Consider the following 22,002-nt stretch of genomic DNA (forward strand, 5'->3'; position numbering starts at 1 on the left):
CATTTACTTTCAGCTAGTTCCCATGAAAAGTTATGCTTGCTTTTTTGTTTTAAAATGGCTTATATTCTGCCCGAAATTACCTGACGCCCTCGAACTGCCTGCGCGAAGCGGCAAAAAGACACCAAAATAAAACGCTGTTCTCGGCATGGCGAGCATCCCGTTAAGGATCTGTTGCTTTTTTGTTTTCAATGAGCGTATGATTTAGCCGCTTCATTATAGGTTTAGTACTCTAGCGCAGGCTTGGCGCCTGACCTCCCCTCCCGCAAGCGCCCGCCTTTCGCCTCCACGATTCACTTCCAGTCGCGAGGTTTAGCCGTGAAAAACAAGTTGATGCACCTCTCCAACGAGACGATGAACGTCGGTTTCGTGAAGAAGGTGGAGGCCCTGTCCGGCACGTCGGTGCGCCGCTGCTTCCAGTGCGGCAAGTGCTCCGCAGGGTGCCCCATGACCGGCTTCATGGAGCACCCGCCCAACCGCGTGGTGCGCCTGCTGCAGTTGGGCCAGGGGGCGCGCGTCCTCGCCGGCCGCTCCATCTGGTACTGCGCCTCCTGTGAGACCTGCACCACCCGCTGCCCGAACAAGGTGAACCTCGCCGCCATCATGGACGCCTTGAGGAAACTCTCCTGGGACGCCGACGGCCCCTCGAAGGAGAGCTACGTGCAGCTTGCCAACCGCCTGTTCATCGAGAACATCCGCACCTACGGCCGCCAGTACGAGCTGAGGCTGGGTGCGGCCTTCAACATGAAGAGCGGGCAGTTCCTAAAGGACCTGATGCTCGGTCCCAAGCTTTTGTCCCGCGGGAAGATGAAACTCTTCCACCAAAAGAACAAGAACCTCCCCGAGATCGAGGCGATCTTCAACCGTATCGAGGAGATGCGTAAAAAAGGAGAGGCGCTGTGACCCCTGGCAAGAAGAACCTCCTTACCTACTCTTACTACCCCGGCTGCTCGCTGCACGCCTCGGGCCGGGAGTACGACATCTCCACCCAGGCGCTCTTCAAGGCGCTCAACCTGGGCCTTAAGGAGGTGCCGGACTGGTTTTGCTGCGGCGCGACCCCGGCCCACAACGTGGACGAGCTCCTCTCGCTCTCCCTGTGCGCCAAGAACCTCTCCCTGGCGGACCAGGTGGAGGGGGACCTGGCGGTCGCCTGCGCCGCCTGCTTCTCGCGGCTTAAGACCACCCAGCACCACCTGAAAGAGGACGACACCAAGCGCCACCAGGTGGAGACCGCCATCGCCGGCCCGGCCAGCCTCGGCAAGCCCGTGAAGCACATCCTGGAGATCCTGGCCCGCGACTTCGGCCTGGCCCGCCTCGAGGAGAGCGTGAAGAAGCCGCTTCTGGGGCTCAAGGTCGCGGCCTACTACGGCTGCCTCCTGACCCGCCCCCCCGAGGTGCCGGAACTCGACGACTGCGAGGATCCCAGCATCATGGAGGACATCCTGCGCGCCCTGGGTGCCGAGCCGGTCAAGTGGAGCCACCGCATGGAGTGCTGCGGGGCGAACTTCACCCTGTCGCGCCCCGGCGTCGTCCTGAAACTCTCCAACGCCATCCTGACCTCCGCCCAGGAGGCCAAAGCCGACTGCATCATGGTCGCCTGCCCCCTGTGCCACGGCAACCTGGACATCCGCCAGGAAAGCATCAACAAGTACGGCACCCCCGAGGGGTCCTTGATGGGGAACATCTTCGGCTCGGACTACATCCCGGGCTCCGAGGACGGCGCGCGCCGCGAGATGCCGATCTTCTACGTGACCCAGTTGGCCGCGCTGGCCATGGGGGTCCCTACCGACAAGCTCGGCCTGGAGAGCGTGATCGTCGACCCGCGGCCGCTTTTGTACGAGAAAAACCTTCTGTAGGAAGTCAACGGCTTGGGACGCGGAACCGTCCGGAAACCACGGCAAAAAAGCAGGATGAACCACCACCCAAGGCTTTTTGGGTAACCCGAAAGGCTTAACCCCTGTTTGTTCGACTTGGTTTCAAAGATCCGCCCAAGGGTTTTAAGAGGAAAGCTATGTCCAGAATCGGCGTTTTTGTGTGCCACTGCGGGGAGAACATCTCGCGCACGGTTGATGTGGAGCGGGTCGCCAAGGAGGCGGGCGAGATCCCGGGGGTTGCCTACTCCTGCGATTACAAGTACATGTGCTCCGACCCGGGCCAGAACCTTCTGAAGAAGGCGGTGGCCGAGCATAACCTGGACGGCGCCCTGGTGGCGGCCTGCAGCCCGCGCATGCACGAGAAGACCTTCCGCAAGGCGGCCTCGGCAGCGGGGCTCAACCCCTACCTGTGCGAGATGGGGAACATCCGCGAGCACTGTTCCTGGGTGCACGAGGACCGCGAGGAAGCGACTGCCAAGGCCTCGGACATCGTGAAGTTCATGGTGGAGCGGGTCAAGAAGGGGAAGTCGCTCGCCCCGATCACCGTTCCGGTCACCAAGAAGGCGCTGATCATAGGCGGTGGCATCGCCGGGATCCAGGCGGCGCTCGATATCGCCGACGCCGGGCACCAGGTGGTCATGGTGGAGCGCGAACCCTCGATCGGCGGGCACATGGCGCAGCTCTCCGAGACCTTCCCGACCCTGGACTGCTCGCAGTGCATCATGACGCCGAAGATGGTGGACGTCGCCAACCACCCGAACATCACCCTCTACACCTACGCCGAGATCGAGAAGGTCGACGGTTACATCGGCAACTTCCAGGTAACGGTGCGCAAGAAGGCGCGCTCGGTGGACGAGTCGAAGTGCACCGGCTGCGGCGTCTGCATGACCAAGTGCCCCAAGAAGAAGATCCCCAACGACTTCGACCAGGGGCACGGGATGCGCACCGCGATCTACGTCCCCTTCCCGCAGGCGGTCCCCAACACCCCGGTCATCGACCGGCAGAACTGCACCATGTTCCAGTCCGGCAAGTGCGGGGTCTGCCAGAAGGTCTGCGGCCCGGGCGCCGTCGATTTCGAGCAGCAGGACACCCTGACCGTGGAGTCCGTGGGGGCCATCGTGGTCGCCACCGGGTTCAAGCTCTACTCCATCGAGCGCAAGCCCGAGGAGAGCGCCATCCAGGGTTACGGCGAATTCGGTTACGGCACCATCCCCGACATCATCGACGGCATGACCTTCGAGCGGCTCGCCTCGGCCTCCGGCCCGACCGGCGGCAGGATCCTGCGCCCCTCCGACGGCAAGGAGCCCAAGCAGGTGGTCTTCATCCAGTGCGTAGGGAGCCGTGCGAGAGAGAAAGGGATCTCCTACTGCTCCAAGGTCTGCTGCATGTACACCGCGAAGCACACCATGCTCTACCACCACAAGGTGCACGACGGGCAGGCCTACGTCTTCTACATGGACGCGCGCACCCCGGGCAAGGGGTACGACGAGTTCTGGCGCCGGGCCGTGGAGGAGGAAGAGGCGGTCTACATCAGGGGGATGGTCTCGCGCATGTACCAGCGCGGCGACAAGATCGTGGTGATGGGAAGCGACACCCTGGTGGGCGTGCAGGTAGAGATCGAGGCCGACCTGGTGGTCATGGCGACCGCGGTGCAGGCGCAGGACGGCGCCGACCTCCTGGCCCAGAAGCTGGGGATCTCCTACGACAAGTACAACTTCTACTCCGAGGCGCATGCCAAGCTAAAACCGGTGGAATGCGCCACTGCCGGAATCTATCTCGCAGGCGCCTGCCAGGGGCCGAAGGACATCCCCGACACCGTCTCGCAGGCCTCGGCCGCGGCGGCCAAGGTTATGACGCTCTTTGCCAAAGACCAGCTGGAGCGCGACCCGGTGGTGGCCAAGGTGAACGAGAAGTACTGCGTCGGCTGCCTGGCCTGCAAGAAGGTCTGCCCTTACGGCGCGGTGGAAGAGCGCGAGATCAGGGACCGCCAGGGGAACCTGGTGAAGGTGGTGGCCAACGTGAACCCCGGTGTCTGCGGCGGCTGCGGCACCTGCCAGGCCACCTGCCCGTCGAAGTCGGTCGAGCTGGACGGCTACACCGACGAGCAGATCATGGCGATGATCGAGTCGCTATAAATCGGCGGCGCGTGTCTGATCGGACCGAGCGGTCGGGTCGGACGGATCAGTTCGATCAGGCGCGCCGCACATATTGAGGATTGCCAATGCACGCTGAAAAGCTCCAGCACGAGTTTGAACCGAAAATAGTCGCCTTCGTCTGCACCTGGTGCACCTATGCCGGAGCCGACCTGGCCGGCACCAGCCGGATGCAGTACCCCGCCAACGTCCGGGTGCTCAAGTTCCCCTGCACCGGGCGCATCGACCCGGTCTTCATCCTGCGCGCCTTCCAGAAGGGGGCCGACGGGGTGCTGGTCTCGGGGTGCCACCCCGGCGACTGCCACTACATGGCCGGCAACTTCCACGCCCGGCGCCGTTTCGCCGCCTTCCGCGCGCTCCTGGGCTTCGTCGGCGTGGACCTGGAGCGGCTGCAGTTCTCCTGGGTCTCGGCGGCCGAGGGGGGCAAGTGGGTCGAGGTGGTGACCGAACTGACCGAAAAGGTGCGCAGCATGGGCCCGATGAAGGAGTTCAAGGCGCTGGAGAACGAAGAACAGTGGTCGGGCGCGCTCAACACCCCCGAACTGCGCGAGGCGTTCGAGAGCATCACCTGACGCCAGGGCGGTGGGGCGCGCACCACCCAAACCACTGACCAAGTCACGTTGTGGCAGCGTCACCCACCCCCCTGCCCCCTCCCGTCAAGGGCGGGGGTGAGCTGGAATCCGCCCGAGTCCGGTTGGTGGGCGAATGATTATTCGCCCCTAGGTAAATCGAAATTTCCCGCATCGCACGCCTTCTGGGCTGCGACGCCGAGGGTGCCGAGATATGAACGCTAAAGCTGAAAAAATCCGGGTCGCCAGCATCGATCCCTCCTACTACCAGGCGGTAACGGACGCGATCCGCACCGAGGCGGTGAAACTGCTCTCCGAGGAAGCTGTGGTTGCGGTGGTGGGCTACCTGCCGGGCCGGCGCACCGGTACGGCGGTCCCCGGACTGGTGACCACGCCCGAACAGGCGCAGCAGCTCATCTTCTCGCCAGCCTGCGTCAACAACCTCTCGCTCTACCTGACCAAGGCGAAGAAGGGGGTTTTGAAAAAGGGGAAGGTGGCGATCATCGCCAAGGGGTGCGACCTGCGCGCGCTGGCGGGACTCATGGGCGAGTCCCAGGTGAAAAAGGAAGACATCTATACCATCGGGATTGCCTGCGCCGGGGTCTTCGGCGCCGACAGCAACCGAAGCGGCGGCCTCAGCGAGGCGAGTATCGCCCGCAAGTGCCGCGAGTGCACGGTGCACCAGCCCGAGGGAACCGATCTGCTGGTGGGTACCCTTCCGGAGCTTCCCCAGCTGACGCCGCTTGAGGCCGAGGAACTGGCCCGTCTCGAGGCGCTCTCCCCGGAAGAGCGCTGGGCTTTCTGGAAGGAGCAGTTCGCCAAGTGCATCCGCTGCCTGGCCTGCCGCCAGGTCTGCCCGTTTTGCTACTGCGAGCAGTGCCTGTGCGACAAGAACCGCCCCCAGGCGCTGGAGAGCTCGCCGCGCCCCGCCGGCAACACCGCCTGGCACATCGTGCGCGCCATGCACCTCGCCGGCCGCTGCGGCGGCTGCGCCGAGTGCGAGCGGGTCTGCCCGATGGATATCCCGCTCAACCTTTTGAACCGCCGCATGGCGATGGAGCTCAAAGAGCTCTACGACTACGAGGCGAGCACGGTTCCCCAGGAAAAGGGGCCGCTCACCCGGTACCAGGAGGACGACGACCAGTCGTTCATCAAGTAAAAGGACACGAGACTGCCATGTCGCTACTGATTACCGAAACGAATCTGCGCTCGCTCGTCGACGCCCTGGTGAAGGACGCCACGCTGGTGGTGGGTCCCAAGCTCTCCGGAAGCGTCGTGCTCTACCAGCCGCTCGCCGCCGGCGACGACCTCACGCTGGACGAACTGCCGCGCCGCTCCGCGAAGGAGCTCTACTTCCCGGTCTGCGAGGACATCCTGACCTACAAGCGGGAAAACGGCAAGCTGGAGGTACGCGACATCGACCGTTCCCGCTTCCCCGAGACGGTGCTGATCGGTGCGCCCCCCTGCGATGCCGGATCCCCTTCGATCCTGGACGCGGTGTTCTCCTGGGACTACAACGACGAGTTCTACCTGGAGCGGCGCAGGAAGAGCACCATCATGGGCATCGCCTGCACCAAGGGAGATGACGCCTGCTTCTGCACCGCGGTGGGGCTCGCCCCGGACGCCAAAGGGGGGAGCGACCTGTTCCTGACCCCGCTGGTGGGCGGCTCCTTCCGCTGCGAGCCGGTTACCGAGAAAGGCCAGGCGCTCATCGACAAGCACGCCGGGCTCTTCAGCGAGGGTGCCGCGGGCGAGGCGGTCGCTTTCGCCGACCAGTCAACGGGGAAGCTGGACCTGCCGAAGATCAAGGAGTGGCTGAACGGGCACTTCGAGGATCCGCTCTGGGAGAGCATCGCCGATATCTGCGTGGGGTGTGGCGCCTGCGCCTTCATCTGCCCGGCCTGCCACTGCTTCGACATCAACGACGAGGGGAACCCGGATAGCGGCACCCGGCGCAAACACTGGGACGCCTGCGGTTTCAGCAAGTTCACCAACCACGCCTCGGGCCACAACCCGCGCGACATCCAGAACAAGCGCTACCGCAACCGGATCATGCACAAGTTCAAGTACTACGACGACAAGTTCGGCAAAACCCTGTGCACCGGCTGCGGCAGATGCATCCGCGCCTGCCCGGTGGGGATCGACATCGCGGAGATCCTCGACACTATCAACAAGAAGGCTGAACAGGGATAAAGACTAAAACCTGATCCAACAGGGATGAATGGGATTAAGGGAATACACCAATCCTTAACGTCTTAACGCCTTTATCCCTTTTATCCCTTTTATCCCATTCATCCCTGTTCCGAGAGTTTGGTCTTTTCTTTCATCCCTGTAAAAGGTTACGCCATGTGCAAATCGGATAACATCTACCTGCCGCACCTTGCCACCATCGAAGCTATCGTCGACGAGACGCCGGACGTCCGGACGCTGCGCCTGGTCTTCCAGGACGAGGCGGTCCGCGAGAGTTTCTCGTTCCGCGCCGGCCAGTTCGCCGAGTACTCCGCCTTCGGCTCGGGCGAGTCGACCTTCTGCATCGCCTCGGCTCCCACCCGCAAGGGGTACATCGAGTGCTGCTTCCGCAGCGTGGGGCGCGTCACCGAGGCGCTGAGAAGGCTCGAGGTCGGCGACACCATGGGCGTGCGCGGCCCCTACGGGAACTCGTTTCCCATCGAGCAGTTCTACGGGAAGAACCTGGTCTTCATCGCCGGCGGTATCGCGCTTCCCCCACTGCGCACCGTGATCTGGAACTGCCTGGACCTGCGCGACAAGTTCGGCGACATCACCATCGTGTACGGCGCCCGCTCGGAGGCCGACCTGGTCTACAAGCACGAGCTGGCCGAGTGGCAGGAGCGCTCGGATGTGCGGCTGGTGAAGTGCGTGGACCCCGGCGGCAATGGGCCCGATTTCGACGGGAAGGTGGGATTCGTCCCGACGGTTTTGGAAGAGGCGGCACCGAGCGCCGAAAACACCATCGCCCTGGTCTGTGGGCCGCCCATCATGATCAAGTTCACCCTGCCGGTGCTGGAGCGCCTCGGTTTCGCCGACGACGCCATCTACACCACGCTGGAAAACCGCATGAAGTGCGGCGTCGGCAAGTGCGGACGCTGCAACGTGGGCAACGTGTACGTCTGCAAGGACGGCCCGGTGTTCACCGCGCGTGAAGTAAAGGCGATGTCCCAGGAGTTCTAGGGTTCACTGATCAGCGACCTAAAAAAAGCCACGCATAAGCGTGGCTTTTTTCACTGCTGGGCCTGAAATTGTTCACCCCTTTGCGACAACCTTCCAGGATCTCTCCCACTTTAGCCTTGACACCTGCCCGACTTTGCGCGAACGTGCCTCCCTGTCCGCGGGAGGAACCTCCTGCCCATCATCAGCCTAGAGAGTCCCTGATGCCGTACCTGCTGCTCACCCTAAGCGCCTTTATCTGGTCCGGAAACTTCGTGTTGAGCCGGGCCATGAATGCCACCATTCCTCCCGCCGGGTTCGTCTTCTGGCGCTGGCTGGTGGCGATCTGTGTGCTCTGCCCCATCGTCATCCCCAGGCTGCGCAAGGAGTGGCCGCTGGTCCGGGCTAACCTGAAACTCGTCTGCGTCTGCGGGTTCTTCGGCGTCACCCTCTTCAACTTCCTGATCTACACCGCGATGCACAGCACCACCGCCATCAACGCGGCGCTGGTGAACTCGGCCATCCCCGTTTTCATCCTGATGTTCGCCCGGCTGATCTTCGGTCAGACCGTCTCGCTGCGCCAGCACGCCGGCATCGCGCTGTCGCTCGCCGGGGTTGCCACCATCATCCTGCAGGGGGACCTGGGCCGGATCCGCACCCTGAGCTTCAACCGCGGAGACCTTTTGGTGCTTTTGGCCGCGGTGGCCTGGGCGCTCTACTCGGTGGCGCTGCGCCGCTACCCGCAGGGGCTCAACCCGTTCGTCTTCCTGTTCTCCATCTCGCTAAGCGGGCTCCTTTTCCTGGTCCCGTTCTACGCCTTCGAGATACACTCCGGCGCCGTGATGAACGCCAACACCCCTACCCTTTTAAGCATCGCCTACGTCGGGATCCTCGCCTCGGTGGTCGCCTTCACCACCTGGAACATCGGCCTTAGGCGCGTCGGCGCCCACGTCGGAGGGCAGTTCATCCACCTGATGCCCGCCTTCAGCACCATGCTGGCCGTCGCGTTCCTGGGCGAGCAGCTGCACCTCTTCCACATCGTGGGGATCGCGCTCATCCTGACCGGCATCGTCTGCGCCACCTTCCGGATCGCCAAGACCGCCTGATTTGCCAAACAGTACTTCCGCCCCGCATTATCTTTTGCCAATTCTGCATCTCCTTTCAGCTGGTTAGAGCCCGTCTTCCGTTCGCAAATGCCGTATACTCTATTGCCGCGATTTTTGGAGACTGGTATCCTATCGCCTGGTAACAGGAAGCATCGTCAAATCCTTCCCGGTCAACGCTGACCTTCACCAGTGCGGCTCCCGCAAGATCCCCCGCGACAGCGTCCTGAATGGAAACGGCCCAAGGATGCGCCTACCCAATTTGATTTCCCACGAAGTGACCTCGATCCGAAAACGACCCCAGAGGAAGGTGACCCATGTTCGAAGTCTTGAGTAACGAAGTTCTCGCCGAGAACCTCCACAAGATGGTGGTGTCGGCACCACGCATAGCCAAGGCCCGCAAGGCAGGACAGTTCGTTATCGTCCGCCTGGCGCAGGGCGAGGAGCGCATCCCGCTCACCATCGGCGACGCCGATGCCGCGGCCGGGACCATCACGCTGTTCATCCAAGCCATCGGCGCCTCGACCCGCCGCATCGTGCAGACCCAGCCGGGCGGCTTCATCCGCGATGTCGCGGGCCCCTTGGGCAAGGAAACCCACATCACCAACTGGGGCCGGGTGGCCTGCATCGGCGGCGGCGTGGGTACCGCAGTACTCTTCCCGCTGGTGAAGGCGCTTCACGAGGCCGGCAACCAGATCACCACCATCATCGGCGGCCGCTCGGAGCGCTACATCATCCTCGAGAACGAGCTCTCCCCGCTCTCCGAGGAGTTCCTGGTGACCACCGAAGACGGCAGTCGCGGCTTCAAGGGGTTTGTGACCGGTCCGCTCTCCGAGCTTCTGGCTGACCCGGAGAAGGCGCCCAAGGCGGTCTTCGCCGTCGGCCCGGTTCCCATGATGAAGGCAGTGGCCAACCTCACCCGCGAAAAGGGGATCGAGACCATCGTCAGCCTCAACCCGATCATGATCGACGGCACCGGCATGTGCGGCGGCTGCCGGGTGCAGATCGGCAACGAAACCAAGTTCGCCTGCGTAGACGGCCCGGAATTCGACGCACACCTGGTCGATTTCGACGGCCTGAGCGACCGGCTCACCAGCTACCGCAAGGAAGAGGCCACTTGCCTCGCAGCGGAGTGCAAACTGGGCAGGGAGGAAGCCTAATGAGTAACAAGTTGACAGCGAAAGAGCGGCTGGCCATCGAGCGGGTTCACATGCCCGAACTGCCCGCCGATGAACGGAGCAGGAATTTCGAGGAAGTGAACCTAGGGCTGAGCGGCGACCAGGCGCTGGAAGAGGCCAAGCGCTGCCTGCAGTGCAAGCACCGCCCCTGCGTGGCCGGCTGCCCGGTCGGGGTATCGATTCCCGAGTTCCTGGACGCCCTGGCCAGCGACGATCTGCCCCGCTCGGTGCAGATCCTGCGCGGCGATAACGCGCTTCCCGCGGTATGCGGCCGTGTTTGCCCGCAGGAAACCCAGTGCGAGGCGCTCTGCGTGCGCGGCATGAAGGGGGAGTCGGTCGGCATCGGCTACCTGGAGCGCTACGTGGCCGACTGGGCCATGAACCATCCGGACCGGCTCCTGGTCGACCAGCGCGCACAGAAGACCGGTAAAACCGTTGCCGTGGTCGGCTGCGGCCCGGCAGGCCTCACCGCTGCCGGCGAACTGGCGCAGAAGGGGCACGCAGTGACCATCTTCGAGGCGCTGCACGACACCGGCGGGGTGCTGCGCTACGGGATCCCCGAGTTCCGGCTTCCCAAGGAGATCATCGACCGCGAGGTGGCCCACCTGATCGACTTGGGGGTCAGCATCGAGTGCAACGTGATCATCGGCAAGACGCTGACCATCGACGAGCTGCGCGAGGACTTCGACGCGGTGTTCGTCGCCAACGGCGCAGGGCTCCCCACCATGCTGGGGATCCCCGGTGAGAACCTGAAGGGGGTCTACGCGGCCAATGAATTTCTGACCCGCGTGAACCTCATGGAGGCCGGACGGAAAGAGGACGCCTCGACGCCGATCATTAAGCGCAGCGAGGTCGCCGTCATCGGCGGCGGCAACACCGCCATGGACTGCGTGAGGACCGCGCGCCGGCTGGGTGCCGAGCGCGCCATGATCGTCTACCGGCGCAGCGAAGCAGAGATGCCGGCCCGTGTCGAAGAGATCAAGCACGCTAAAGAGGAAGGGGTCGAGTTCGTCATGCTGACCGCCCCGCTGGAGATCCTCGCCTCGGAAGATGGCTGGGTGCGGGCGCTTAAGTGCCAGAAGATGGAACTGGGCCCTGCCGATGCCTCCGGGCGCCGCCGGCCGCAACCGATCGAGGGCTCGGAGTTCGAACTTTCGGCCGGTGTCATCATCAACGCGGTCGGCACCAACGCCAACCCGCTTTTGACGGCTACTGCTCCGGAGCTGCAGTTGAACAAGTGGGGGAACATCGTGGCGAATGAGAACGGCGAGACCAGCATCCCCGGCGTCTTCGCCGGCGGCGACATCGTGAGGGGCGGCGCGACGGTCATCCTGGCGATGGGCGACGGGAAGAAGGCTGCGGCTGCTATTGATGAGTATTTGAAGACGAAGTAGGGCCGGTTTTTTCAATTACCGACACGAGAGGCCTGGGCTAACTGCTCGGGCCTCTTTTTTTTGCTCTCCACATCTTGGCGCTATCACGAGCTACCGGCTTCCCCCACCCCCCCGGCCCCCTCCCGCAAAGGGGCGTGGGAGGAACGGCGTCAAACGCTTCCGAGGGGTTAGCTTTGACCTTCTGCAGCAAACATTTTTTTTGGCGAGTGCCTGCAAAGTGCAAATCCACCATGTCCCCCCTTTATCAAAGTGGGGGACGTGATGGCCTCGTCGGTGCTACGTGGCAACAGCAGGGGTGGTGGCACTGCCGGTTTTCCCCTGTCCCGCTTTTCAAAGCTAGTCCAGACACGTCCCGATTAACGGACATGTAGGGGCGAATAATCATTCGCCCTGCACGCCGGCAGGCGTGTCGTACACGCCAGTACCACCTGACATCATGCTTCGGCCTTCGGCCGCCTCTCCCGTCCGGAGAGGTTGGGCGAATGATTATTCGCCCCTACAAGGTCAGAAAGGCCGAGGGAGCCGTAAGGGGACAGGCACCTGGCGGTGCCAGTCCCCCTCGATGTCTCATTCTAGGAGTGCTGCTGCGACAGCGGCTCTTCCGGGTTGAGCCAGTCGAGGAACGTTTGCAGTAGCTTGGTCGGCTCCGCTTGCCGGGTCAACAGGCGCAGGCTGCGTTTCAGATCGAGGGGGGACTCGATGCCTACCAGCCAGCCGTGCTCCAACTCGCGCTGTACCGCGATCCGCGACAGGCACCCTACCCCCAACCCCTCCTCGGCCGCCTTCTTGATGGCTTCGGTGTGCCCCAACTCCATGGCGATGGAAAAGTTGAGCCCCTGCCTCGCCATTGCTGCTTCGAAAATCTCCCGGGTGCCTGAACCTTTCTCCCGCATCAGCCAGTCTGCCTGCTCCAGTTGCTCTGCTGTGACCTTTCCCGCTTGCGCCCACGGGTGCTTCTCCCCTACCACCACGACAAGCTCGTCCTGCCTCCAGGTGCAGGCGTTCAGCGAACCATCATGCCCCGGCCCCTCGATGAGCCCCAGGTCGTACTCGCCGCTGACAACGGCGTTCTCTACCAGGTGGGCATTTGCTACCTGCAAGAGCACCTTGGCTCGCGGGTAGCAGGCTGAGAAACCGCCCACAACTGCGGGGAGCAGATAATTTCCTATGGTGGTGCTGGCTCCGACGGTGAGGACTCCGACCGGCTCGCCGAGAGAATCGTTGAGGAACTGGTCGATCTGGTGCACCTGCTGGATGACGTCGCGCGCCTGGGGGAGGATCGCCCTTCCCCGGTCGTTCAGGATCAAGCGCCTTCCCTGGCGCTCGAAAAGCGGCGCTCCCGCCAGCCGCTCGAGCTCGGCAATGGCCATACTCACCGCCGACTGGGTCAACAATAGCTCGCTGCTCGCCTGAGTTACGTGCCCGTAGCTCGCCACTTTCTCGAAGATTTCCAACTGCCTCAAGGTAAGGGTCACCGTCACACCTCATAAATCCTACTGATGCAATGCATGAATATTTCCAATTTTTATTTATATAGAAGCAGCCGTATTATGCAATCAGTTTCTTGAGTAATGGAGGGGAAAATGCAACGGCAGATAGCGAAGATGGTAATGCTAGCGGGATTAGCGGTGAGCGCGCTTCCGGGGACTACCACAACCCTCGCCCTGGTCATGGGGACGGCAGTTGGACTTGTGCTGGGGAACCCCTGGCCCCAGCGCTCCTCTCTAGTGAGCCGGAACCTGCTGCAGATCTCGGTGGTGGGGCTCGGCTTCGGCATGAGCATGAAAGAAGTGGTGCAGACCGGACAGTCTTCGCTGGTTTTCAGTGTGGTCGGGATCAGCTTCACGCTGTTGGCTGGCTATCTGCTGGGTCGCGTTCTCAAGGTTGGCCCCAACACCTCGGCGCTCATCTCTGCCGGAACCGCGATCTGCGGCGGCAGCGCCATTGCCGCACTCGCTCCGGCTTTGAAGGCGAAGGACGAGGAGACCGCCGTTGCCCTGGCCACCGTCTTTACTCTCAACTCGGTGGCGCTCCTGCTTTTCCCGGTAATCGGCCACCTGTTGCAGCTGAGCCAGGCGACCTTCGGGACGTGGGCCGGGCTTGCCATCCACGATACCAGCAGTGTGGTCGGTGCCGCAGCTGCCTTTGGGAGCCAGGCGCTCGCTACCGGGACCACGGTGAAGCTCACCCGGGCCATCTGGATCACCCCGGTGGTACTGGCGGTCGCCGCCCTAAACGGAGCAGACCGGAAGCTGAAGGTGCCGCTGTTCATCATCGGGTTTGTACTGGCCGCGGCGCTGCGCAGCCTGGTGCCTCAGTACGGCGCGCTCTGGACGGGAGTGGCGGCGATCGCACGGCAGTGCCTGGTGGTGACGCTTTTCCTGGTGGGAGCTGGGTTGAGCCGGGAGGTGCTGGAAAAGGTAGGCCTGCGGCCCCTGGTGCAGGGGATCGTGCTGTGGGGGGTGGTGAGTGCGGCGACGCTTACGGCGCTGTTGCGGCTGGGTCTTGCCTGACTGCGACCTCGCGAAGCAGCGGCGACCAGGAGAGAGCGAAATCGGGCCGGGAGAGGGAGTTGCTGGTCGAGGCGGGAAGCAGATCCTTTTCCGTCCGCCTCAGCCGTTTAATGGCAATTTCGCGCTTGCTCGCGCTGCTTCGATCGTGCCCTTCCTCCAGATAGAGGAGTTCGACGGGTTGGCGGCCCCGGAAGTACTTGGCACCCTTCCCCGTCGCATGCTCGCGCAGTCGCCGCTCGATGTCGGTGGTGATGCCGGTGTAGAGGGTGCCGTCGCTGCACCGTATGAGGTAAACCAGCCAGTTCATAGAGCACTCAGAGGTTTGGTTATGAGTTAAAGCTGCCTTCACCCGTGAAGTGGCGCATTCCCCCTCGCCCTGCCCCTCTTCCGCAGTGGGAGAGGGAACCTAGGGGAACGGCTTTCCAAAGGGCACTCGGGAAATGAAAAAAAAGGGCGGCCCTGGGGCCGCCCTTTTTGGCTTCTTGCTTTTCGACTACTTCTGGCTCAGGCGGTGTACGCAGTCGACCATGTAGATGGCGTTTTCGGGCGGGACGGTCGGCAGGATGCCGTGGCCCAGGTTGAAGATGAGGCCCGGGCGGCCGGCGTTCTCGTCGAGGACGCGCTTAACTTCACGCTCGATAACCTCTTTCGGTGCGAAGAGCACGGTCGGATCGAGGTTGCCCTGGACGGCCATGTCGCCCAGGATGTCGCGGGCCTTGCCCAAGTTGATGTGCCAGTCGAGGCCCATGACGTCGCCGCCGGCCTCTTTCACGATGTCGAGCATGGTGCCGGCGCCCTTCACGAAGTGGATGACCGGAACGTTGGTGCGGTTCAGGCCGTTGATCAGGCGCTGGGTGTACGGCAGCACGTAACGCTCGTAGTCGGCCGGGGAGAGCATACCGCCCCAGGTGTCAAAGATCTGGATCGCCTGCGCGCCGGCTGCAATCTGGGCGTTCAGGTACTCCATGTCCATGGTGGTGATCTTTTCCATGAGGGCCGCGTAGATCTCGGGCTCGGCGTACATCATCTTCTTCAGCGCGGCGAAGTCCTTGGAACCCTTACCCTCGACCATGTAGCAGGCCAGGGTGAAGGGAGCGCCGCCGAAGCCGATGAGGGGCACCTTGGTGGCGAGCGCCTTGCGCAGCATCTTCACGGCGTCCAGCACGTAGGGGACGTCGGTTTCCATTTTCGGGATCTTCAGCGCCTCGACGTCGGCCATAGTGCGGATCGGCTTTTCGAAGACCGGGCCCGGGACGAAGTCGAGTTTCATCCCCATCGGCTCGATGGGGGTGAGGATGTCGGAGAAGAGGATCGCTGCGTCGACGCCCAGAATGTCTACCGGCTGCACGGTTACTTCGGTGGCCAGTTCCGGGGTCTTGCAGAGTTCGAGGAAGGTGCATTTGGAACGAACCCGCATGTAATCGGGGAGATAACGCCCAGCCTGACGCATCAGCCAGACCGGTACCACGTCAACCGGCTTCCCCCAACAGGCGTCCAAGAATCTTGTGTTCATCGAATATCCTCCTCACTGAGTATTTTAAAGACATGGGACCGATCGGACGGAGCAGTCCGATCGGACGAATTGCAGCGGTGGGTTGATTTTTTTGCTCAACCTCAACCTTAACCTCAACCTGCTGTTACTTGTTCCCCTCTTCGCGCTGGATGCGGATGGGGACGTAGTTGCAGAACGGTTCTTCTTCCATGTAGTCGCCGTGCACCGCATCGGCACGGGCCCGGCAGCCGCCGCAGACGTTCAGGTACTCGCACTGGCCGCACTTCCCTTTGTAGCTCTTGAAATCGCGCAGGTTCTGGAAGATCTCGGAGTTTTCCCAGAGCTCGCGGAACGGGGTCTGCTTGACGTTCCCCGCGGTGCGGTGGAAGTAGGAGCAGGGCTTCAGGTTGCCGAAGCAGTCGATGAGGCAGATGGTCTGGGCCGCGATGCACCCCTTGCCGCCGCCGGTGGAGAAGGTCAGCGAACGGCGCTCGAACTTGGCACCTTCGGCCTTGGCCTTCTGCGGCACGATGCGGTAGTAATGCGGCGCGCAGGTCGGACGCATCAGGATGTCGTCCTCCATCTTCTCCTGCTGGTAGTGCCAGTCGAGGATCTCTTCGTAATCCTCTTTGGAGATCAGCTCGTTCATGATCTCCTCGCCGCGGCCGGTCGGGACGATCATGAACATGTACCAGGCGGTGGCACCGAGCCCTTTCGCCACCTTGAAGGTGTTGGCGATGTCGTGCTGGTTACGCTTGGTGAAGGAGGAGTTGACCAGGAACTTCTGGCCGTGCTTCCGGAAAAGACCGGCGGCACGCACCACGCCCTCGAAAGAGCCCGGGCACTGCCGGAAGTTGTCGTGCACCTCGGCGGTGGAACCGTCCAGGGAGAGCGACACCATCTTGATATCGGCCTTCTTCATGTTCTCGCAGACTTCGTCGGTGACCAGCGCGCCGTTGGTGGCCATGCACATCCTGAGGCCGAGCGAGGTGCCGTAGGCGGCCAGCTCGAAGATGTCGGGACGCATGAGCGGCTCACCGCCGGAGAGCACCACCACCGGCTTGGAGAACTCGGAGATCTCCTTCAGCAGGTTCTTCCCTTCTTCCGTGGTGAAATCACCTTCGGAGGAGGTCAGCTCGGACGAGCAGCGGCAGTGCACGCATTTGAGGTTGCAGCGCTGGGTGGTCTCCCAGGCGATCCATTTGGGTACGAACTCTTCAGCCATGATGTCTCCAATCTGACCTGGAAAGCGTTATGTGCGGTGGGAGGTTCATCGGCTTCGGGGGGGAACGGGTATTCTCACCAAAAGTGACGTAAGCTCAGAAGCGACAGAACGCTTGGGTTACCGTGATCCCCTATGACGGCACTCCACGGTATCCAGGAGGAAAAAGGTTAGGGGAAACAGCCAAACTTTACTATGAAAGGGAAGTTAAACTCAAGAACAATCGCCTACTCTGCCATCTTGCGGTTAAAGGTATACACAGCAAGGACGAAGCAGATGCCGGCTGTGAGTACCAGGTTGGCCAGATAGAGCGGCGGAACGGCACCAAAAAGCAAGGCGTCCCGGGCTCCTTCAAAGACGGCGGTGGTCGGCAAAAGCCGGACTGCGGGTAGGATGGAAGCAGGATACGAGGTAAGCGGAAAGAAGATCCCGGCCATGAAGATGAGCGGTACGATGACCACCGACTGCACCCGCCCGATGTTTTCGGGCTTGTCGATAATGGTGCCGCACATGGTCCCCAGGCAGGAGAAGGTCATGGAGGCGAGCGCCAGGCAGAGCAGATAGGCCGGCAGGTGGCTGAAGTCGATGCGAAACGGGGTGAGCACGAGGATCACCAGGAAGACCACGGTTCCCTTGATGGCGCCCTGGCTGAACCCGGAGAAGATCTTGCCGATGACGATGTCGTAGGCCGTGACGGGGGTGACCCGGTACTCCTCGATGGTGCGCTGCACCCGACGGTGGAACCACATGCTCCAGGAACTCTCGTCGAAGGCGGCGTTCACCGCGGTCATGGAGATGAGGCCGGGCGCGATGAAAAGCGGATACGGGATGCCCCCCACGTCGGAGATGTACCCCTTGAGGCCGAAACCGAAGGCCAGATACAGGGTGAGCGGGTAGGCGATCACCGAGATGAGCTCGGAGATGATGCTGCGCCTGAGCACCAGCATGTCCCTGCCCCAGATTGAGAAGGCTCCGCGCAACATGGCTACTCCCTCACCTTCTCGCCGGTCAGCGCGATGAAGACGTCCTCGAGGCTCGGCTCCTTGAGGCAGATCTTGCGGATCTGGCCGCCCACGGCGGAGTCCAAAAGCGGCTTCAGGGCGTCCTCTCCGGAGAGGGTGAGCCGGAAGGTCGTACCGTCCTGCTCCACGGAACGCACGAAGGAAAGCCCCTCGAGGATCTCCCGGAACCCGCCGGCGTCGCCGCGGAAATCGACCTCGTAGGTGTGGGCGCGCGAGAAGGCGTCTTTCAACTGGACGGCACTGCCGTCGGCCAGGCTCTCGCCGTGGTCCATGATCATGATCCGGTCGCACAGCGCGTCGGCCTCGTCCATGTAGTGGGTGGTGAGAAAGACGGTCATGGTGTGGCGCAGGCGGCGGATGTGCTCCCAAAGGGCCCGGCGCGACTGCGGGTCGAGGCCGGTGGTCGGCTCGTCCAGGAAAAGGACCCGCGGCTCGTGCACCAGGGCGCGCGCCACCACCAGGCGCCGCTGCATGCCGCCCGAGAAGGTGTCGGGAAAGTCGTGCTGGCGCCCGGCGAGCCCGGTCATCTCTAAAAGCTCGTCGATGCGCGGGTTGTAGTCGGCGGGCTTCATGCCGTGCAGCCGGCCGTGCAGGATCAGGTTCTCGCGGGCGGTTAGGTAGCGGTCCAGGTTGTTTTCCTGGGGGACCACGCCGATGAGTCGCCTGACCTCCTTGCCTGCCGCGAGAACGCTGAACCCTTCGACGAAGGCGTCCCCGGAGCTCGGGCGCATCAGGGTGGTGAGGATCTTGATGAGGGTGGTCTTCCCCGCGCCGTTGGGGCCTAAAAGCCCGAAGACCGTGCCGCGCTCCACCTCGAGCGAGAAACGGTCCACGGCGGTGAAGCTGCCGTAGCTCTTGGTGATCTGGTTGAGGGTGACGGCTGAGGGCATAGGCTGGTGCTCACAAGGGAGGTAAAGGACGCAACGGACCTCAGGGACGAAAGGGAACCAGGATGAACCAGCTACTACTCCATGGGGAAGAGGAGCGAGAAGGTGCTCCCCTGCCCTTCCTTGCTCTCGACCCAGACCACACCCTTGTGCACATCCATGATGCCGTGCACGATGGAGAGCCCCAGGCCGGAACCCTTGGACATGAAGGCGGTGACGCCGGAGCTGTGGTGCCCGATGTCCCCTACCCCGTAGAACTTGTCGAAGATGCGCACCAGCTCCTCGTGCGGTATCCCGATTCCGGAATCCTTCACCTGCAACAGGTACCAACGCTCGGCCGGCTGCAGGTTCTTGGGGAAGCCGTGATAGAAGTGGCGCACCTTCTTGGTCAGGGTCCCCAGGTCGTCCTTCTTGAGCACCCGCCCGTTCAGCAGCACGTCGCCGCCGTCCGGGGTGAACTTGATCGCGTTCTCCAAAAGGTTCTTCACCGCCAAAAGCGCAAACCCCTCGTCGACCGGCACCTCCGCCTCGTCGCCGGTGATGCGCACCGAGATGCGCCGCTCGGAAAGGGGCAGGGCGAACAGGTCGTGCGCCTCCCGGCAGAGCCGGATCAGGCTAGAGGGCTTTTTCACCGGCAGGGTCCCCAGTGTCTCCAGGCGCGAGATGGAAAGCAGGTCCTCCACGAGCTTTCTTAACTGCACCGTCCCCTCGTACACCGAGACGAAGATGTTGTGCTGCTCGGGGGTCATCTGGATCCCCGAGTACTTGAGCAGGAACTCTACCCCCCCCATGATCGAGGTGATCGGGGTCTTAAGCTCGTGCGAGGCGATCCCGATGAAGTTGTTCTTCACGGTGTTCAAGCGGCCCAACTCCTCGTTGGCCCGCTTCACCTGCTGCAGGTTCTCCCTCAGCTCCTCCTTGCTGCGGAAGAGCTCCTCCGCCTTCTCCTTCATCCGGTCGTAAAGGTTGTAGTTCTCGATCAAAACGGCGAGCTGCCCGGCTATGGAGCTCAGCAGGAAGACGTCGCGCTCGCTGAAGGTGCGCTCCGAGCAGGTACCCACCGTCATCACCCCCATGACCTCCGGGCCGATCTTGAGCGGCACCGCGCACCAGGAGTGCACCCCCATGTCGACGGCCGCGGCCCTCGCCTTGGGCGGGAAGCGCTCGTCCGGATGCTCGCCTCTAAACGGCCGGCCGATCTGCACCAACTGGTTCCATTCCGCAGCCTTGGGGATGAGGGTGATGGCCTTTTCGAAGGCGGGAGAGATGCCGAGCGAGGCCCGGATCATGAGCCTGGGCCCTTCGCAGAAGTGGATGCAGGAGAACTCCATCTGCAGCATGTTGTGCAGCTGGAAGAGCAGGTCGCCCATCACCTTGTCGAGCCCCTGGCCGTACTGGAGCCTGAAGGCCACGGCGTAGAGGGTGAGGAGCTCGCGGTCGCTGGTGCGTTTTTCCTCCTCGACCTGGCGCCTCTTGGTGATGTCCTTGATGATGAAGACGATGCCGGTGCGGTCCACCCCCTCGGAGCCTTCGAAGCGCATCGGGTAGCTCGCCACGTTGAACCACCCCTGCAGGTTGGGGAAGGTGATGTCCTCGTCCACCTCGCTCTGCATGCTGTGCACGAAACGGAAGACCTGCCCCTCGGGCTGCTCGCCGCCGAAGAAGACCTCGTCGATGCGGCGGCCGATGATCGCCTCGTAGCCGCCGGGGAAGTAGTTGTTCACCCGGCCGTTGCAGCGCGAGATGATGCCGTCGGCATCGGTGATGACGATGAGGTCCGAGACTGCGTCGAAGACCGCCTCCCACTCCGCCTTGCCCCGGCGCACCGCCTCCTGGGTCACCTTGTGGCGCCGGCGCACCTCGGCCTCGCGCAGCTCGCGCTCGACGGCCGGGTGAAGGCGCGCCAGGTTCCCCTTCATCAGGTAGTCGTTGGCCCCGGACTTCATGGCGGCGACCGCCAGGTCCTCGCCTATCTTCCCGGAAACGATGATGAACGGGATGTCCTGCCCCGACTCGTGCAAGACCTCCAGGGCGCCGGGGGCGTCGAAGGAGGGCATCCGGTAGTCGGAGAGGATGATGTCCCACTTCTCCTCTTGGAGAGCCCGGCGCAAGTCGCCGGCAGTTTCCACCCTGTGCTGCTTAACCAGCTGATAACCGCCCCGGGTAAGCTCGCGCTGCAAGAGCAGGCTGTCCTCCAGGGAGTCCTCCACCATCAAGACTTTCAGTTCTTTCTTCATGCACTTCCTGTCGTTGTCGTTACTTCTCTACAGCGTGAAAAAGAAGGTGGCGCCCTTCCCCGGCGCGCTCTCGGCCCAGATGCGCCCCTCGTGGCGCCGCACGATGCGCTGGGCGATGGCCAGCCCTACCCCGCTCCCCTCGAACTCATCGACGCGGTGCAGGCGATGGAAGACCGAGAAGAGCTTATCGGCGTAGGCCATGTCGAAGCCCACCCCGTTGTCCTTGACGAAGTAGACGGTCTCCCCCTCCTCGTTCAAGGCGCCGAAGGAGATGCGGGTCTGCCGTTCCTTGGCCGAGAACTTCCAGGCGTTGCCGATCAGGATCTCCAAGAGCTGGCGGGTGAGGCGCGGGTCCGCCTCGGCGCTCACCCCTTCGGCCACCTGGTACTCCATGGTGCGCCCGGGGTTGGCGACCTTGAGCTCCAAGAGGATCACCTGGGCCAGGGTGCTCAGGTTCACCTGCTGCCGGGTCAGCTCGGCTCGGGCCACCCGGGAGAGCTGATGCAGCGCGTCGATGAGCTGCGACATCTTGCCCACCGCCTGGCAGATCCGGGAGAGGTACTCGTTCCCCTGCTCGTCCAGCTTCTCCTCGTAGTCGTCCAAAAGCGCCTTGCTGAACCCGTCGATGTGCCGCAAGGGCGCCCTGAGGTCGTGCGAGACCGAGTAGCTGAAGGTCTCCAGCTCGCGCTGCGCCGCATCGAGCTGGCCGGCAAGCTGGCTCACCCGGTGCTCCAAAAGCGCGATGCGCCCCTGGTCGGCCGACTCGAACCCCAGCACCAGGAAGGCCCGCTCGCCGCGGAACACCACCGGGTGCCAGAGGAGCTTCAGCTCGACTGCCGAGCCGTCCTTGCGGCGGTGCCGGGCCACCGACATGCCGTCCGGATTCGCGGCAGGGGTGGAGCGCTCGGGGTCGAGCGCCGGCAGCGACAGCTCCAGGAACTCGGAGCGCGGATAGCCGTAGAGCGCAAGCGCCGCCTCGTTGGCCTCGAGGAACTTCAGGCTCGCCCGGTGGCATACCCACATCGGCAGGGGGTTCGTCTCGAACATCGCGCGGTAGCTCGCTTCTCCCTCAGGTGCCATGCCCCCTCCTTTGCCGTCGCGTGCCTTCCTGGTCTACTCTCCCGCCCCCGGCTGCGCGCTTCCGGCTGCCAGCCTTCGCACTGCGGCAACCTGTGGTGCCGCTCATGAATTTCAGA

19 protein-coding genes are annotated in these 22,002 nt (G+C 63.1%); 11 read left to right on the forward strand and 8 right to left on the reverse strand.

The genetic code is table 11. From position 1 onward, the window contains the following. Positions 1–315: 315 nt before the first annotated feature. From GMST_RS05480 to gltA, 10 genes are all read left to right on the forward strand, one after another. On the forward strand, positions 316–900 hold the full coding sequence (locus GMST_RS05480) for a 4Fe-4S dicluster domain-containing protein (RefSeq protein WP_183353623.1): 585 nt from the start codon (positions 316–318) through the stop codon (positions 898–900). Next, a complete protein-coding gene (locus GMST_RS05485) occupies positions 897–1,853 on the forward strand; it encodes a CoB--CoM heterodisulfide reductase iron-sulfur subunit B family protein (protein ID WP_183353624.1) in 957 nt (318 codons plus the stop codon). The genes GMST_RS05480 and GMST_RS05485 overlap by 4 nt, the downstream gene beginning before the upstream one ends. Before the next feature lie 155 nt (positions 1,854–2,008). Then, on the forward strand, positions 2,009–4,006 hold the full coding sequence (locus GMST_RS05490; RefSeq protein WP_183353625.1) for a CoB--CoM heterodisulfide reductase iron-sulfur subunit A family protein: 1,998 nt from the start codon (positions 2,009–2,011) through the stop codon (positions 4,004–4,006). A gap of 86 nt (positions 4,007–4,092) precedes the next feature. Next, positions 4,093–4,596 (forward strand): hydrogenase iron-sulfur subunit, encoded by a 504-nt coding sequence (locus tag GMST_RS05495; RefSeq protein WP_183353626.1) that lies wholly within the window; start codon positions 4,093–4,095, stop codon positions 4,594–4,596. 211 nt (positions 4,597–4,807) lie between these two features. Further along, positions 4,808–5,752: a 4Fe-4S dicluster domain-containing protein gene (locus GMST_RS05500; protein WP_183353627.1), complete on the forward strand. Its 945-nt coding sequence runs from the start codon at positions 4,808–4,810 to the stop codon at positions 5,750–5,752. Between the two features lie 17 nt (positions 5,753–5,769). Next, positions 5,770–6,786 (forward strand): 4Fe-4S dicluster domain-containing protein, encoded by a 1,017-nt coding sequence (locus tag GMST_RS05505; protein ID WP_183353628.1) that lies wholly within the window; start codon positions 5,770–5,772, stop codon positions 6,784–6,786. Between the two features lie 153 nt (positions 6,787–6,939). After that, complete coding sequence (locus GMST_RS05510) at positions 6,940–7,782, forward strand: FAD/NAD(P)-binding protein (protein ID WP_183353629.1); 843 nt, start codon at positions 6,940–6,942, stop codon at positions 7,780–7,782. Positions 7,783–7,982: 200 nt separating this feature from the next. Beyond that, the gene (locus GMST_RS05515; RefSeq protein WP_183353630.1) at positions 7,983–8,864 is read left to right on the forward strand and encodes a DMT family transporter; all 882 of its coding nucleotides are present in this window, start codon (positions 7,983–7,985) and stop codon (positions 8,862–8,864) included. A gap of 314 nt (positions 8,865–9,178) precedes the next feature. Continuing rightward, positions 9,179–10,021 (forward strand): sulfide/dihydroorotate dehydrogenase-like FAD/NAD-binding protein, encoded by an 843-nt coding sequence (locus GMST_RS05520; protein ID WP_183353631.1) that lies wholly within the window; start codon positions 9,179–9,181, stop codon positions 10,019–10,021. Next, on the forward strand, positions 10,021–11,433 hold the full coding sequence (gltA, locus tag GMST_RS05525) for an NADPH-dependent glutamate synthase (RefSeq protein WP_183353632.1): 1,413 nt from the start codon (positions 10,021–10,023) through the stop codon (positions 11,431–11,433). The genes GMST_RS05520 and gltA overlap by 1 nt, the downstream gene beginning before the upstream one ends. Before the next feature lie 572 nt (positions 11,434–12,005). On the opposite strand, the gene GMST_RS05530 is transcribed toward gltA, so the two are convergent. After that, positions 12,006–12,914 carry a LysR substrate-binding domain-containing protein gene (locus GMST_RS05530; protein WP_281379917.1) on the reverse strand — a complete coding sequence of 303 codons (909 nt, stop codon included), beginning with the start codon at positions 12,912–12,914 and terminating at the stop codon, positions 12,006–12,008. A 129-nt stretch (positions 12,915–13,043) separates the two neighbouring features. Here GMST_RS05530 and GMST_RS05535 point away from each other — a divergent pair, with 129 nt between their 5' ends. Further along, on the forward strand, positions 13,044–13,946 hold the full coding sequence (locus GMST_RS05535) for a YeiH family protein (protein WP_246399192.1): 903 nt from the start codon (positions 13,044–13,046) through the stop codon (positions 13,944–13,946). Here the strand turns inward: GMST_RS05535 and GMST_RS05540 are convergent. The 7 genes from GMST_RS05540 to GMST_RS05570 form a co-directional block, all read right to left on the reverse strand. Next, positions 13,915–14,253 (reverse strand): GIY-YIG nuclease family protein, encoded by a 339-nt coding sequence (locus tag GMST_RS05540; protein ID WP_183353634.1) that lies wholly within the window; start codon positions 14,251–14,253, stop codon positions 13,915–13,917. The genes GMST_RS05535 and GMST_RS05540 overlap by 32 nt on opposite strands. Before the next feature lie 186 nt (positions 14,254–14,439). Next, positions 14,440–15,459: a uroporphyrinogen decarboxylase gene (hemE, locus tag GMST_RS05545; RefSeq protein WP_183353635.1), complete on the reverse strand. Its 1,020-nt coding sequence runs from the start codon at positions 15,457–15,459 to the stop codon at positions 14,440–14,442. Positions 15,460–15,583: 124 nt separating this feature from the next. Next, a complete protein-coding gene (locus GMST_RS05550; protein WP_183353636.1) occupies positions 15,584–16,663 on the reverse strand; it encodes a radical SAM/SPASM domain-containing protein in 1,080 nt (359 codons plus the stop codon). A gap of 224 nt (positions 16,664–16,887) precedes the next feature. After that, positions 16,888–17,643, reverse strand: coding sequence for an ABC transporter permease (locus GMST_RS05555; RefSeq protein ID WP_183353637.1), 756 nt, complete (start codon positions 17,641–17,643; stop codon positions 16,888–16,890). Between the two features lie 2 nt (positions 17,644–17,645). Beyond that, complete coding sequence (locus GMST_RS05560) at positions 17,646–18,572, reverse strand: ABC transporter ATP-binding protein (RefSeq protein ID WP_183353638.1); 927 nt, start codon at positions 18,570–18,572, stop codon at positions 17,646–17,648. Between the two features lie 74 nt (positions 18,573–18,646). Next, positions 18,647–20,806, reverse strand: coding sequence for an ATP-binding protein (locus GMST_RS05565; RefSeq protein ID WP_183353639.1), 2,160 nt, complete (start codon positions 20,804–20,806; stop codon positions 18,647–18,649). A 27-nt stretch (positions 20,807–20,833) separates the two neighbouring features. Beyond that, positions 20,834–21,886 carry a sensor histidine kinase gene (locus GMST_RS05570; protein ID WP_183353640.1) on the reverse strand — a complete coding sequence of 351 codons (1,053 nt, stop codon included), beginning with the start codon at positions 21,884–21,886 and terminating at the stop codon, positions 20,834–20,836. Between the last annotated feature and the right edge of the window lie 116 nt (positions 21,887–22,002).

Source organism: Geomonas silvestris (assembly GCF_014193515.1).
In the GTDB taxonomy this organism is placed as follows: Bacteria; Desulfobacterota; Desulfuromonadia; order Geobacterales; family Geobacteraceae; genus Geomonas; species Geomonas silvestris.